The 13,743-nt window shown below is 67.1% G+C and carries 11 protein-coding genes, 1 tRNA gene and 1 pseudogene; 6 read left to right on the plus strand and 7 right to left on the minus strand.

Annotated features, from left to right (window positions below; genetic code table 11):
* Positions 1–167: 167 nt before the first annotated feature.
* Both ABD104_RS25520 and ABD104_RS25525 read left to right on the plus strand, forming a co-directional pair.
* Entirely contained in the window at positions 168–2,138 is a 1,971-nt protein-coding gene (locus ABD104_RS25520; protein ID WP_343928433.1) for an APC family permease, read from the plus strand.
* A 59-nt stretch (positions 2,139–2,197) separates the two neighbouring features.
* Positions 2,198–2,686 (plus strand): SRPBCC family protein, encoded by a 489-nt coding sequence (locus tag ABD104_RS25525; RefSeq protein WP_279813569.1) that lies wholly within the window; start codon positions 2,198–2,200, stop codon positions 2,684–2,686.
* A gap of 6 nt (positions 2,687–2,692) precedes the next feature.
* Here the strand turns inward: ABD104_RS25525 and ABD104_RS25530 are convergent, their stop codons facing one another.
* On the minus strand, positions 2,693–3,469 hold the full coding sequence (locus tag ABD104_RS25530) for a ferredoxin--NADP reductase (RefSeq protein ID WP_087838207.1): 777 nt from the start codon (positions 3,467–3,469) through the stop codon (positions 2,693–2,695).
* 266 nt (positions 3,470–3,735) lie between these two features.
* Between ABD104_RS25530 and ABD104_RS25535 the strand changes: the two genes are divergently transcribed.
* Entirely contained in the window at positions 3,736–4,836 is a 1,101-nt protein-coding gene (locus ABD104_RS25535; protein ID WP_338618244.1) for an NAD(P)-dependent alcohol dehydrogenase, read from the plus strand.
* Here ABD104_RS25535 and ABD104_RS25540 read toward each other — a convergent pair.
* The 5 genes from ABD104_RS25540 to ABD104_RS25560 all read right to left on the minus strand — a co-directional run bounded on the left by ABD104_RS25540 (position 4,823) and on the right by ABD104_RS25560 (position 8,827).
* The gene (locus tag ABD104_RS25540; RefSeq protein ID WP_130360014.1) at positions 4,823–6,049 is read right to left on the minus strand and encodes a type II toxin-antitoxin system HipA family toxin; all 1,227 of its coding nucleotides are present in this window, start codon (positions 6,047–6,049) and stop codon (positions 4,823–4,825) included. The two genes, ABD104_RS25535 and ABD104_RS25540, sit on opposite strands and share 14 nt — an antisense overlap.
* On the minus strand, positions 6,046–6,369 hold the full coding sequence (locus ABD104_RS25545) for a helix-turn-helix domain-containing protein (RefSeq protein ID WP_087838193.1): 324 nt from the start codon (positions 6,367–6,369) through the stop codon (positions 6,046–6,048). The genes ABD104_RS25540 and ABD104_RS25545 overlap by 4 nt, the downstream gene beginning before the upstream one ends.
* A 212-nt stretch (positions 6,370–6,581) precedes the next feature.
* Positions 6,582–6,657, minus strand: a tRNA-Ala gene (locus ABD104_RS25550).
* A 15-nt stretch (positions 6,658–6,672) separates the two neighbouring features.
* Positions 6,673–7,848 (minus strand): alpha-hydroxy acid oxidase, encoded by a 1,176-nt coding sequence (locus ABD104_RS25555; protein WP_087838192.1) that lies wholly within the window; start codon positions 7,846–7,848, stop codon positions 6,673–6,675.
* A gap of 10 nt (positions 7,849–7,858) precedes the next feature.
* Complete coding sequence (locus ABD104_RS25560; RefSeq protein ID WP_087838191.1) at positions 7,859–8,827, minus strand: tripartite tricarboxylate transporter substrate binding protein; 969 nt, start codon at positions 8,825–8,827, stop codon at positions 7,859–7,861.
* A 120-nt stretch (positions 8,828–8,947) separates the two neighbouring features.
* Between ABD104_RS25560 and ABD104_RS25565 the strand changes: the two are divergent.
* Positions 8,948–9,949 (plus strand): annotated as a pseudogene (locus tag ABD104_RS25565) (phospholipase D-like domain-containing protein); the annotation flags it as partial.
* An 18-nt stretch (positions 9,950–9,967) separates the two neighbouring features.
* On the opposite strand, the gene ABD104_RS25570 reads toward ABD104_RS25565, so the two are convergent.
* Positions 9,968–10,516, minus strand: coding sequence for a Dps family protein (locus ABD104_RS25570; protein WP_087838189.1), 549 nt, complete (start codon positions 10,514–10,516; stop codon positions 9,968–9,970).
* A 284-nt stretch (positions 10,517–10,800) separates the two neighbouring features.
* Here ABD104_RS25570 and ABD104_RS25575 point away from each other — a divergent pair, with 284 nt between their 5' ends.
* Both ABD104_RS25575 and ABD104_RS25580 read left to right on the plus strand, forming a co-directional pair.
* On the plus strand, positions 10,801–11,967 hold the full coding sequence (locus ABD104_RS25575; RefSeq protein ID WP_132980376.1) for an MFS transporter: 1,167 nt from the start codon (positions 10,801–10,803) through the stop codon (positions 11,965–11,967).
* Between the two features lie 155 nt (positions 11,968–12,122).
* Positions 12,123–13,721, plus strand: coding sequence for an OpgD/OpgG family glucan biosynthesis protein (locus ABD104_RS25580; RefSeq protein ID WP_343928434.1), 1,599 nt, complete (start codon positions 12,123–12,125; stop codon positions 13,719–13,721).
* The last annotated feature ends 22 nt before the right edge of the window (positions 13,722–13,743 follow it).

A 13,743-nucleotide genomic window follows, 5' to 3' on the forward strand; every position in this document is an offset into this window, starting at 1 on the left:
TGCATAAAGCTATCAGAAATTCGTTTGTCATAGTGCCCGCCCCGCCACAGGGTAACAATTTCCCTGTTGCTAGAATGGCCTTCAAAGCGCGATTCCTTCCAAAAGCGTACGCTGCGCGCCGCGCGATCAAGAAGCCACCCGACACCAGGCAGCAGGAACCCCTTCGTATGAAAGCAACCTCATGGCGCGAGCGTCTGCTGGGCAAGGCCCGGGACCCGCTGTCCCCGGATACCCGGCATTCCCTCGCGCTGGCGGCCTTCCTGGCCTGGGTGGGGCTGGGCGCGGACGGCCTGTCCTCGTCGTCCTACGGCCCCGAGGAAGCGTTCCGCGCCCTGGGCACCCATACCCATCTCGCCCTGTTCCTGGCCATCGCCACGGCCATCACGGTGTTCGTGGTCGCGCTGGCCTACAACCAGGTCATCGAACTGTTCCCCACCGGCGGCGGCGGCTACCGGGTTTCGACCGCGCTGCTCGGCCCGACGGCCGGGCTGGTATCCGGTTCGGCGCTGATCGTGGACTACGTGCTGACCATCGCCATTTCCGTGGCCAGCGGCACCGACGCGCTGTTCTCGCTGCTGCCGGCAAGCTGGCAGACGTTCAAGCTGTGGACCGCCTGTGTGATGGTGCTCCTGCTGATCTGGCTGAACCTGCGGGGCGCCAAGGAAAGCATCAAGGTCCTCCTGCCCATCTTCGCCGGCTTCGTGGTCACGCATGCCGTCCTGATTGCCTGGGGCATCTTCGCCCACGCCGAGGGCCTGCCGCTGCTGATTCCCGACACGATCCGGGAAGTGCGCGAGTTCTCGCAGGAAGCCGGCTGGTTCTTCGTGCTGGCGGTGTTCCTGAAGGCCTATTCGCTGGGCGGCGGCACCTATACCGGGATCGAGGCGGTCTCCAACAACGTCGACCGCCTGGCCGAGCCCGTGGTCCATACCGGCAAGGCCACCATGCTGCTGATGGCCATCAGCCTGGCCTTCACCGCCGGCGGCATCATCCTGCTGTACCTGCTGTGGAACGCGACGCCGGTGGAAGGCCAGACGCTGAACGCCGTGGTGTTCGGCAACGTGCTGGGCGAGATGGGCTTCGGCGGCGGCAACCTGGTCGTGGCGCTGACCGTGGTGCTGGCCTTCGAGGCCGGCCTGTTGTTCGTGGCCGCCAACACCGGCTTCCTGGGCGGCCCCTCGGTGCTGTCCAACATGGCTTCCGACTCCTGGATGCCGCACCGTTTCCGCTACCTGTCGAACCGGCTGGTGACCGAGAACGGCATCCTGCTGATGGGCATCTCCGCCTTCGCCATCCTGCTGCTGACGGGCGGCAAGGTGTCCGTCCTGGTGGTGCTGTATTCGATCAACGTGTTCCTGACCTTCACGCTGTCGCTGGCGGGGTTGTCGCTGTTCTGGATACGCAACCGCCACAAGCCCCTGCACAAGAAGCACTGGCGGCAGCGGCTGGCACTGTCGCTGGTGGCCGTCACCATCACCAGCTCCATCCTGGTCGTGACCATCGTCGAGAAATTCTTCGAAGGCGGCTGGGCCACGCTGCTCATCACCAGCGTGCTGATCTTCATCTGCCTGGGGATACGGGCCCACTACCGGGAAACGCGGCGCCGCATCGCCGCGATCGACGACATCTTCGCCGACCAGTCCTTCGGCTCGGACTGCTCGCCGCCCGCGCTCGACCCCTACGCGCCCACGGCCGCCTTCCTGGTCGGCTCCAGCCGCGGCGGCGGCCTGCATGCGCTGCTGTGGGTACAGCGCATGTTCCCGGATCACTTCAAGAACTTCATCTTCATCAACGCACGGACCGTGGACGCGCAGGTCTACGGCGGTCCCGAAGCCATGGAGGCGATGAAGCTGCAGGCCACCACCTCGTTGAAATTCTTCGAGCGTTTCTGCAACAGCTACGGCATGGCCGCGACCAGTCGCCTGGGGTTCGGCACCGATGCCGTGCAGACCCTGGAAAAGCTCATCACCGAAGTGCTGCAGGAATACCCCAACACCATCGTCTTCGCCAGCAAGCTGGTGTTCAAGCGCGAGAATTTCGTCACCCGCCTGCTGCACAACCAGGCCATCAATTCGCTGCAGCGGCGCATGCACGTCAACGGCCAGCAGCTGATGGTGCTGCCGATGCTCATCGACTAGCGCCCGGGCGCGCCGGAGCGCGGTATCCTTAGGAGAATCTTCCGGGAACCGCGCTCTCCATGCTTCGCTTCGAACACCTCATCCAGATCAACGACCCGCTCGTCCCCCTGCTTACGCCGCTCACGCGCGAGCAGATCTGGCGTGGGCTGTTCATCCGGGCCCATGAACCGACGGAATTCGTCATGGGCCTGGAAAGCTGCACCATCGAAGCGGAAGCGATCGGGCAGGAGCACACCGTGCTCAAGCGCGTGCTCGACTTCGGCCCCTTCCAGGTCCATGACGAGGTCACGCTGACGCCCATGCGCCAAGTCAAGGTGCTGGCCACCGCCACCGAACTGTGGCCGCGCAGCGAGGCCACGGTGCGCATCGAGGAACCGGAGCCCGACGTACTGTTCCTGCGCTTCATCTACGAGCTGGACCTGCAGGAAGGCCACAGCGAGCTGGACGAGACCGTGGTGGCCCTGCGCAAGCAGGCCTACATCGCCGCCGACATGGATACGGTCCAGCGCATCCGGGAGCTGGCCGAGTCGGGCCGGCTCGTGCACTGACCCGGGTTACTTTTCGACGAAGGCGCGTTCGACCACGTAGTCGCCGGCATGGCCGGTATGCTCGGACGCCTTGAAGCCCAGGCCGTCCAGGATGGCGGTGACGTCGGCCAGCATGTGGGGACTGCCGCACAGCATGGCGCGGTCGTGCTCGGGGTTGATGGGGGGCAGTCCGATGTCCGCCGCCAGCTTGCCGCTGGTCAGCAGATCGGTGATGCGGCCCTGGTTGCGGAAGGGCTCGCGCGTGACCGTGGGGTAATAGATCAGCTTGTCGCGCACCATTTCGCCGAAATATTCGTTGCCCGGCAGTTCGCTGCCGATGTAGTCCGAATAGGCCAGTTCGCTGACCCAGCGCACGCCATGCACCAGCACCACTTTCTCGAAGCGTTCGTAGACGTCGGGATCCTTGATGATGCTCATGAACGGGGCCAGGCCCGTGCCCGTGCCGAACAGGTACAGGTTCTTGCCGGGCAGCAGGTCGTCCACCACCAGGGTGCCGACGGGCTTGCGGCTGACCAGGATGGAATCGCCTTCCTTCAGGTGCTGCAGGCGCGACGTGAGCGGGCCGTTGGGCACCTTGATGCTCAGGAACTCGAGGTGTTCCTCGTAGTTGGCGCTGGCGATGCTGTAGGCGCGCATCAGCGGCTTGCCTTCGACTTCCAGGCCGATCATGACGAAATGGCCGTTGTGGAAACGCAGCGCGGGATCGCGCGTGGTCTTGAAGCTGAAAAGCGTCTCGTTCCAGTGGTGAACGCTCGTGACGCGTTCGGTATTGAAAGCGGCCATGGCCTGTCGGATCCCATCTAGATAGTCGGGCCAGTTTACCAAACCAGGACTGGCCGTCGGACGTAAACCTTAGATTTTATGCGGATTAGCGGGCAGTAAGGCGAAATTGGCCGCATCTTATGAACATGGGTTTTAAGCATATTGCCAATGGCCCGGGTAACCCACTGTTTCCTTCAAATCATGGCCGCGACTGATCTGTATCAATCAGACTGTCGAAGATCTCCTGTGTAATGTTTCCTCCCCCCTTACCTTCCGGAGGCCTGACGATGACTGCCATGATGAAAGCCGCCGTGTTCGTTGCACCCGGGCGCATCGAGATCGCGGACAAGCCCATCCCCGACGTGGGCCCGAACGACGCCCTGGTCCGCATCACCACCACCACCATCTGCGGCACCGACATCCACATCCTGAAGGGCGAATACCCCGTCGCGCCGGGCCTGACCGTGGGCCACGAGCCGGTGGGCGTGATCGAGAAGCTCGGCAGCGCCGTGGCCGGCTACCGGGAAGGCCAGCGCGTCATCGCCGGCGCGATCTGCCCCAACTTCAATTCCTACGCCGCCCAGGACGGCGCGCCCTCGCAGGACGGCAGCTACCTGGTGCCGCAGGGCCTGTGCGGCTGCCACGGCTACAAGGCCACCGCCGGCTGGCGCTTCGGCAACCTCATCGACGGCACCCAGGCCGAATACGTGCTGGTGCCCGACGCCCAGGCCAACCTCGCCCCCATCCCGGACGGCCTGACCGACGAACAGGTGCTGATGTGCCCGGACATCATGTCCACCGGCTTCAAGGGCGCCGAGAACGCCAACATCCGCATCGGCGACGTCGTGGCCGTGTTCGCCCAGGGCCCCATCGGCCTGTGCGCCACCGCCGGCGCCCGGCTGTCGGGGGCGACGACCATCATCGCCGTCGACGGCAACCCGCACCGACTGGACATCGCCCGCAAGCTGGGGGCGGACGTCGCCCTGAACTTCCGCGAATGCGACGTGGTGGACGAGATCATGAAGCTGACCGGCGGCCGCGGCGTGGACGCCTCGATCGAGGCCCTGGGCACCCAGTCGACCTTCGCGTCCGCGCTGCGCGTGCTCAAGCCGGGCGGCACCCTGTCCAGCCTGGGCGTCTATTCCGAGGACCTGACCCTGCCGCTGTCGGCCTTCGCCGCCGGGCTGGGCGACCACAAGATCAATACCGCGCTGTGCCCGGGCGGCAAGGAACGGATGCGGCGGCTGATCAACGTGCTGGAATCCGGACGCCTGGACCTGGGGCTGCTGGTGACCCACCAGTTCAAGCTGGACGACATCGTGGCGGCCTACGAGTTGTTCGCCAACCAGCGGGACAATGTGCTGAAGGTGGCGGTCAAGCCGCACTAACGGGAACGCGCTTTCCGGGCTTGGCGCGGGGTCCTATGTCCGCCAGCCCGGCCCCCCACGCGGCCAGCATGTTCTGCGCAACATCGCGAAAACCCGGGTAACGCGCGGCATGACCAGCTATCATCGGCGCGATCTTGTGCACGGCTTGCGTGATCCGTTCGCGCGCCTCGTCCATGTCCGCCTTGCTCAGGCCCAGCCGCGTGGCCCCGTAGATCGCAAGCATGCTGCCCGACGCCCACACGCGCTTGCCTTGCACGGGCAGCGCGGGCAGGTTCGTCGCAAACCTCGGATAGACGGTGCTGCTCAGGACGTCGTAGACCGGCGCCAGCCGGACGTCGTCGACGTCGGTATAGACCAGCGCGAAGTTTTTCAGATGCGCATCGGCATTGCGAACGGCGTAGTTCAGCAATATCAACGCATAGAGGCGGCGTGCCGCCTCCTTGAATGCCGCGCGCGGCACGTAGGCGCGGGTGAGCTTGGCCAGGTCCTCCAGCGTCCCCTTGTATTTATTGACGGCGTCATTGGGCTTGAGCGCGCAGTAGTCCTCGACCGCAAGCATCCGGCCGTCGGCGGTACGGTCGAAGCGTCGTACCGCCAGTACCTGCCCGTCGTCGGACAGCCTGGTCTCGGGTACCTCGAGACCGGCCTCTCGGGCGACCTCGAGGCAAAGGAACTCGTTGATCGCCAGTCCCGGCAGATCATCGAAACCCGTCTTCAGGATGAACTCGTCCGTCCAGACCGTCGCCCTATCCTCGGGCCGCACGAGCGCCTTGGGCATGACGCCGGACACCCCTTCCGCCACCCCGCCCTCCAGCAGCCGCAGCAGGTTTTCCCGCGAATTGGCCGACGCGAGCAGTCCGGCCATGTCGGCCTTGCTGGAGGCCGCAGCGAGCGTGGCGCCTCGCGGCACCACCTGGACGCGTCCGATCGTGTTGGCGCCCGTCAGCGCAAGCAGGCCGAAATCGCTGACGTCAGCATGCGGGCCCAGGCGGCGAATCATCAGGTCTTTCTTGAAGCCCTCCGGCAGATTCATCTGGAAGAAGGGGTGCAGCGTTTTCCAGTCGTACGATGCCGCCCGCACCGGCATGAGCAGCGAAACGAAGCGATCCGGCGGCGTATCGGGCAAATAGCTGAAGACATACCTGGCCGCTTCCTCGGCAAGCGTCCCCACCAGCTCGCCGCTCACATGGACATCGAGCGTCGCGCGGCTCATGGCTGGCGCTTCGTGGTTTTCGGGCCGCGCGCGGAGCGCTTGCGCACCCGCTGGCGCATGGAGGTATCGCCCGCCTCGGCAGGCTCGGCCAGAACGTCGTCGAGCGTGCGCTGATGCCCCGGCGGACGGGCGATCAACTCCAGCCCCACGGCGTCGAAAAGGCTCAGCATTTTGACTGCGCCGATTTCAGGTAACGCCCCCGTCTCGAACATGCTGATGCGGCCGCGCGCCACGCCGCTCATCTCGGCGACCTGCTGTTGAGTCAGATCGGCCGCCATGCGGGCGCTACGGAAGGCTTCCCCCAACTCGGCAAGGTTCATGTTCTATATCCGGGACACTATCAGCGAAAAACGCGATAATGAATCGTATATCAGACATTATAGCAACTGCAAGCCCATGCTCTTTATTTGAGACATTACGAGGTCAGAACAACATAATGTCTCATATTCATTACATAAAATCGAAGGCATTGCCCAAAACAAAAACGACGTCCGCATCGCAAGATGCAGTACGTCGTTTTTGAATGAAACCTTGGTGGAGCGGAGGAGGATCGAACTCCCGACCTTCGCATTGCGAACGCGACGCTCTCCCAGCTGAGCTACCGCCCCACGTGCAGACAGCAACTATACCGTATTTTTTCGATACGTGCGTGGCGCCTCGAACAACAGATCCGGACCGATCTCTGGCACGCGGCGGGCGCCGCAAAGCTGCATGCCGCGCTGGAACTCCTCGCGCAGGATGTCCAGCGCACGGGCGGCACCCGCCTCGCCCGCGGCGATCGCGCCCCACAGCGTGGCCCGCCCCACCAGCACGGCGTTCGCCCCCAGCGCCAGCGCCTTCAGGATGTCGCCGCCGCGCCGCACGCCGCCATCGACCAGCACCTCCATGCGGCCGGCGGCGGCCTGCGTCACGCCGGGCAGTGCGTCCAGCGTCGCCGCCGCGCCGTCCAGTTGCCGGCCGCCATGATTCGACACGACCACGGCATCGCAGCCCATCCGCGCCAGCCTGTCGGCGTCGTCCGGGCGCAGCACGCCCTTCACGATCAGCTTGCGCGGCCACTGGTCGCGCAGGGCCTCCAGGCGCGCCCAGTCGAACGAGGGATCGTAGCTGCGGCCCACCGACGAGGCCAGGCGCGTGGCGTCGGCGCCGGGCGCTTCCAGGCCCTTCAGGCTTTCCATCACGGGCAGGCCGCGGCACAGCATGTCCAGCGCCCAGACCGGCCGGCTGGCGAAGTCGCGCAGGTTGCGCGCGGTGTAGTGGAAGGGGAAGGACAGGCCGTTGCGGGAGTCGCGCTCGCGCTTGCCGCCCACGGGCAGGTCGACGGTGATCATCAGGCCTTCGTAGTCCGCCGCCCGCGCGCGGGCGATCAGCGACTCCAGCAACGGCCGGTGGCGCAGGATGTAGGCCTGGAACCACAGACGTCCCGGCGCGGCATCGGCGATCTGCTCGATCGAGGCGGTGGCCGAGGTCGACAGCGTATAGGGCACGCCCGCCCGGGCGGCGGCGCGGGCGATGGCGATGTCGCCGCCGCGGCGGCCGAACCCCACCGCGCCGGTAGGTGCGACGGCCAGCGGCAGGCTGGACGGGGCGCCCAGTACCCGCGCGCTGGTGTCTACCGCCGAGACGTCGACCAGCGCGCGTGGCGCCAGCCGTACGCGCCGGAAGGCCGCGCAATTGTCGGCCAGCGTCAGTTCGTCTTCGGCGCCACCGTCGAAGAAATCGAAAATGGCGCGGGGCAGGCGGCGCCGCGACGCGCGGCGCAGGTCTTCGATACTGCAGGCACGTGGCAGTCCGGTCATGGCCTCGCGCCTATTCCGCCGTGATGCCGGCGGCCTTGATCACCTCGGCCCAGCGCTTCTGGTCCTGGACCAGGAACTTGCCGAACGCCTCGGGCGTATCGCCGATGACCTCCGCCCCCAGTTCCTTCAGGCGCTTCTGCACGTCGGGCTGCCGCAGCGCGTCGACCATGGACTGGTTCAGCTTCCGCACCACCGGCTGCGGCGTGCCGGCCGGCGCCAGCAATCCCACCCACGGCGCCGTGTCCTGGAAGTCGGGGAAGCCGACGTCGGCCATCGTGGGCACGCCGGGAAACTCGGCGCCGGCCTGCGGCGTCCCCACCGCCAGCACTTTCAGGCGCTTCTCCTGGACGTTGGCGGCCACGCCTATGATGGGATAGAACATGAACGAGACGCGCCCCGCGATGACCTCGGTCAGCGCCGGGCCGTTGCCGCGGAACGGCACGTGGATCATGCGCGCCTTGGCCATGGTCGACAGCATGGCGCCCGCCAGGTGGGCCGACCCGCCGTTGCCCGCGGAACCATAGCTGATGGTGTCCGGCTTGGCGCGCGCCTGCTCGATCAACTGCTTCATGGACTGGATGGGCGACTGGTAGGCGGTGACCGCGACCATGGGCAGCGACGCCGCGTTGGAAACCGGCGCGAAGTCCTTCAGCGGGTCGTAGCCGGCCTTGGCGCCCAGCAGGAGCCAGTTGACGTTGTGCGACAGCGAGGCGAACAGCACGGTGTATCCGTCCGCCCCGGCCGCCGCCACCTCGCGCGTGGCGATCAGCGAGTTGGCGCCCGCCTTGTTTTCCACCACCACGGGGTGCCCCAGCGAACGCGTCATTTCCTGCGCCAGCACCCGGGCGATCACGTCGGTGGGCCCGCCGGCCGCGAAGCCGACGATCATGCGTATGGGCCGGTCCGGATAGGCGCCGGCGGCCGATCCCGCGGCGGCGGCCAGCGTGGCGGCCAGCAACAGTGTCGATGTCTTTTTCATTGGGGTCTCCTCCTCGTGGTCTCCAGCGTCATGCCGCCGCAACGAAATACCGGTCGGCCATGACCTGGCAGCGCTTGATCAGGCGGGGCTCGTCCGGGCCATAGTCGGCCACGGCATTGTGTCGTGGGCGGCCGCAACATCGGCGACGAATACTTCGGCGCGACCGATGGCGTGCTGTTCGCCGACCTCGACGTGCTGGCCGTGGGCGGCATCGTGAACGAGGTCTCGGCGGACTTCGACCGCTACTGGGCCAGCGTCTCGGCCTATCCGGTCGCCCAGTTGCTTGCTCCCGTCCCGGCCGCCAGGCTGGACGATCTGGCGACCGATTCGGCCTCGATCGAGGCCAGCCCGGCCGCGGCCGCCTATGTGCGGGCCATGCGCGAGCAACCCTTCGTGCGCGACCTGCTGGCGGGCACGCTGCCGCTGACCTGGGCCCCCGCGCGCATGGTCAGCGACGACCCGGCCAAGGCGCAGGGCCAGGCCACGCCCGATGGACTGCTGGCCCATCAACTGGCCGCCATCATCGGCACGCCGGAAAAGGAACTGGACCTGGTGTCGCCCTACTTCGTGCCGGGCGCCCAGGGGACCGAAGCTTTCGCGGCCATGGCGCGACAGGGGGTGAAGCTGCGGGTGCTGACCAATGCGCTGGAGGCCACCGATGTGCCTGTCGTGCATTCGGGCTATGCCCGGCGGCGCAAGGACCTGCTGGAGGCGGGCGTGCGCCTGTATGAAATGCGCAGCAACTCGCACCACAGCGGCAGGCCCGAAGGCAAGCCGCTGTTCGGCAGTTCGGGCTCCAGCCTGCACGCCAAGACCTTCGGCGTGGACCGTACCCGGGCTTTCATCGGATCCTTCAATTTCGATCCGCGCTCGGCCAACCTGAACACGGAGCTGGGTTTCGTCATCGACAGCCCCGAGCTCGCCAGCCGGATTTCCGAGGCATTCGACACCACCATACCGGACAGTGCCTACGAGGTCGGCCTGGCGCCGGAAGGCGGCCTGTACTGGCTCGAGCGCCGGGACGGCCGCACCATCCGGCACGACACCGAACCCGGCACCGGCCTGCTCAAGCGGCTGGCGATCCGGCTGATGTCATGGCTGCCCATCGAACCCCTGCTGTGACGCGGGCCGGTCCCGCCGTCAATGCCCGGTGCCGTCGGAATTGCGGCTGGCCTCGAACAGGAACCACGTGCGCCGCTCGGCCTCGTCTATCCAGTTCTCGATCAGGCTGGCGGTGGCGATGTCGCGATGGGTGTCGCAGATCTCGTGCGCCTCGCGCAGGTGGCTGGCCAGGGTCTTGTTGTCCTCGCGCAGCTCGGCGAGCATGTCCAGCGGCTGGACGTAGTCCGCGTCGTTGTCCAGGATGCGCTGCAGCTTGGCGATATGGCCGATGGACTTGATGGTGGGCCCGCCTATCTTGCGCACGCGTTCGGCGATGACGTCGGTCATGGCGAAGATCTCGACGCCTTGCTCGTCCAGCAATACGTGGTAGTCGCGGAAGTGCGGACCGCTCATGTGCCAGTGGAAATTCTTGGTCTTCAGGTACAGGGCGAAGACGTCGGCCAGGATACCGTTGAGCACGCCGCTGAGTTCGCGCGTCGCTTCCGCGCCCAGGTCGGTGGGGGTGGCCAGCGGGGCCGCGCGGCGCTTCTTCAACTTGCCTTGACGTTCGGTGTCCATTCGCTTCATGGCATGCTCCAGGGGAGAGGTGAGGCGGGGCGCGGGGGCGCAGGCCGCGATGGCCGTACCCGCCGTCCGATTATGAAAGGAATGGGACGCCAGATCAACCGAGCGCCCGACTAATGGTAAACCCGTAGCCCATCCATGAATGGGTGTAGACTAGTGCGCTCTCGTATTCCGGCCGGCGGCAAGGACTGCACCGCCCGCCGCCCCATCCTGAGCCCTGCCGCTTGAACTCCGACTCCCCTTCGCTTCCGGCATCGACGCGCTCGCTCTGGAAAGCCCGCGCGCTCGTGACGATCTCGCTCATGACCGGCGTCATGGGCAGCAGCGTTCCCACGCCGCTCTATCCGCTCTACCAGGCGCAACTGCACCTGCCCTCGTTCACCACCACGGCGATCTTCTTCGCCTATGTGGTCGGCGTGCTGAGCGCGCTGCTCGTCGGCGGCCGCCTGGCCGACAGGGTCGCGGACCGCCGCCGGCTGCTGCTGCCCGCGCTGGCCATGGTGGCGACCGGCGCGATCCTGCTGGCCCTCGCCCATAACCTGGGCATGCTGCTGGCAGGCCGCCTGCTGGCGGGCCTGGGCACCGGCACGCTGACCGGCGCGGCCAACGCCGCGCTGCTCGATCTGGAACCGCCGCAGCACAAGCAGCGCGCCGCGCTGTTCGGCACGGCGGCCTTCACGCTGGGTTCCATCCTCGGGCCGATCCTGAGCGGCGTGGCCCTGCAAGCGGGGCTCTACCCCACCGTCCTCCCTTTCCTGGTCATCGTCTCGATCGCCCTCGCCGTCGGTCATGGGCTGTGGCGCCTGCCGCTGCGCCGGACCGCCCCGCCGGCTCCGGCGCAGCATTCGCCGCAGGCCGTGCATGCGTCCGCCCGCGCCCTGCCCGCCCGGCGCGTCACCCAGTTGATGCTGCTCTGCTGCATCACGCTGTCCATCGTCTGGGGGGTCGGCTCGTCGCTGATGGCGATGGGACCGTCGCTGGGCGAGAAACTGCTGGGCATCCACGACTATGCGCTCAGCGGCTATGCCAGCTCGCTGCTGGCGGCCTGCGCCGGCACGGCGCAATTCCTCAGCCAGCGGACGTCCAGCACGTCCGCCTTCCGCTACGGCAACGTGGTATTTGCCAGCGGACTGGCCTGCGCCGTCGCCTCGCTGCTGGCCACCCAGGCGTGGCTGATGGGCCTGGCGGTCCTGGTCACCGGCCTGGGGTTCGGCGCGGCGTTCATCGGCGCCGCGGGCATCGTCAACCAGATCGCACCGCCCCAGCGGCGCGGCCTCATGGTCTCGCTGTTCTACATCGCGGGCTACATCGGCAACGCATGGCCCATGCTGCTGGGCTTCATCACCGACCACGCCGGTCCCATGACCGCCGCGATGACGCTGCTCCTTACCGCCATCGCCGCATCGGCGGGTTTCGTGATCCTGTCCCGCCGGCTGCTGCCTGTCCGCTCCTGACAAACGCGCGGTCCGCTGTCCCAAGTTACCCACCCCCGGTGTGGACAACTTTGGGGACAGCCGTGGGACTACACAAAAAAACCTTTTTTCACCAACGACTTACCCGACGTGATGAAAAATTGGGCACGCTGATGAAACCGGATGGCTCTCCCTCCATGACCGACCGACGTACCTTTCTCGTTACCGCCGGCGCCCTGGCCATGGCCGCCATGGGCTACGCGCCGGCGGGCGCGGCGGCGCCGCTCAGGCTGGGCGCACGCGCGCCTTTCTCGTTCGACCACCTTGTGCGCCAAGCGCGCGAGGCCGCCACACGCCCGTTCCAGGCCACGCCCATGCCGAACTGGCCCATCCTGGAACGCCTGGACTATGCCGCCGTGGGAGAAATACGCTTCAAGCCGGACCATGCCCTGTTCGCCGACGGCCCGGGCCGGTTTCCGGTCACCTTCTTCCACCTGGGCCGGTTCTCGCCCACGCCGGTGCGCATGTACGTCCTGGACGGAGACGGGGCCGGCCAGGCGCGCGAGATCCTGTACGACGAAAGCTATTTCGACATGCCCGCCGACAGCCCCGCCCACGCGCTGCCCCCCGGCATCGGCTTCGCCGGCTTCCGCTTCCAGGAAAGCCGCGTGGCCGGCCCGGCCGCGCCGGACTGGCGCACGAACGACTGGGTCGCGTTCCTGAGCGCCTCTTACTTCCGCGCGATCGGCGAACTCTATCAATACGGCCTGTCGGCGCGCGGCATCGCGATCGATATCGCCGTCCCCGACCGCGCCGAGGAATTCCCCGCATTCACGCACATCTATTTCGTCCCGCCGGCGGCCGGCAGCGATACCGTCACGGTCTACGCCCGCCTGGACGGTCCCAGCATCACGGGCGCCTTCCGCTTCGACATGACGCGCGGCAAGGCGGTGCTGATGGACATCGACGCGGCCCTGTTCCTGCGCGGGGACGTCGCGCGCCTGGGAATCGCCCCGCTGACGTCCATGTACTGGTTCTCGGAAGTCTCCAAGCCCACCGCCATCGACTGGCGGCCCGAGGTGCACGACTCCGACGGGCTGGCGATGTGGACCCGCGGCGGCGAGTACATCTGGCGGCCCCTGAACAATCCGCCGCGCATCATGGCCTCGGCGTTCGGCGACGATAATCCGCGCGGCTTCGGCCTGCTCCAGCGAGACCGGAACTTCGACCACTACCTGGACGGCGTCCACTACGAGCGCCGCCCCTCGCTATGGGTGGAACCGCTGGGGGACTGGGGCCCGGGCGCCGTGCACCTGGTGGAGATCCCCACCGATGACGAGATCCACGACAACATCGTCGCGATGTGGGTCCCGGCCTCCCCGGCCAGAAAAGGCGACGAGCACCGGCTGAAGTACCGCCTGCACTGGACCGACCGCGAGCCCTACCCGCCGGCCACCGCGCGCTGCGTCGCCACGCGCCTGGGCAACGGCGGACAGCCGGGCCAGCCTCGGCCGCAGGGCGTGCGCAAGTTCATGGTGGAATTCCTGGGTGGCCCGCTGGCCGGCCTGCCCTACGGCGTCGCGCCCGAAGCCGTGCTGTGGGCGTCGCGCGGCAGCTTTTCCTACGTATACGTCGAGGCGGTGCCCGACGACATCCCCGGCCACTGGCGCGCCCAGTTCGACCTGACGGTGGACGGCACCGACCCCGTGGAGATGCGCCTCTACCTGAAGAGCGGCGAACTGACGCTGTCGGAGACGTGGCTGTACCAATACCATCCGCCGGGCGGCGGCGCCTGATCGCGCCGGGGGCCTCCCCCGG

The organism is Pigmentiphaga daeguensis, from assembly GCF_039523035.1.
Classification (GTDB): Bacteria; Pseudomonadota; Gammaproteobacteria; order Burkholderiales; family Burkholderiaceae_B; genus Pigmentiphaga; species Pigmentiphaga daeguensis.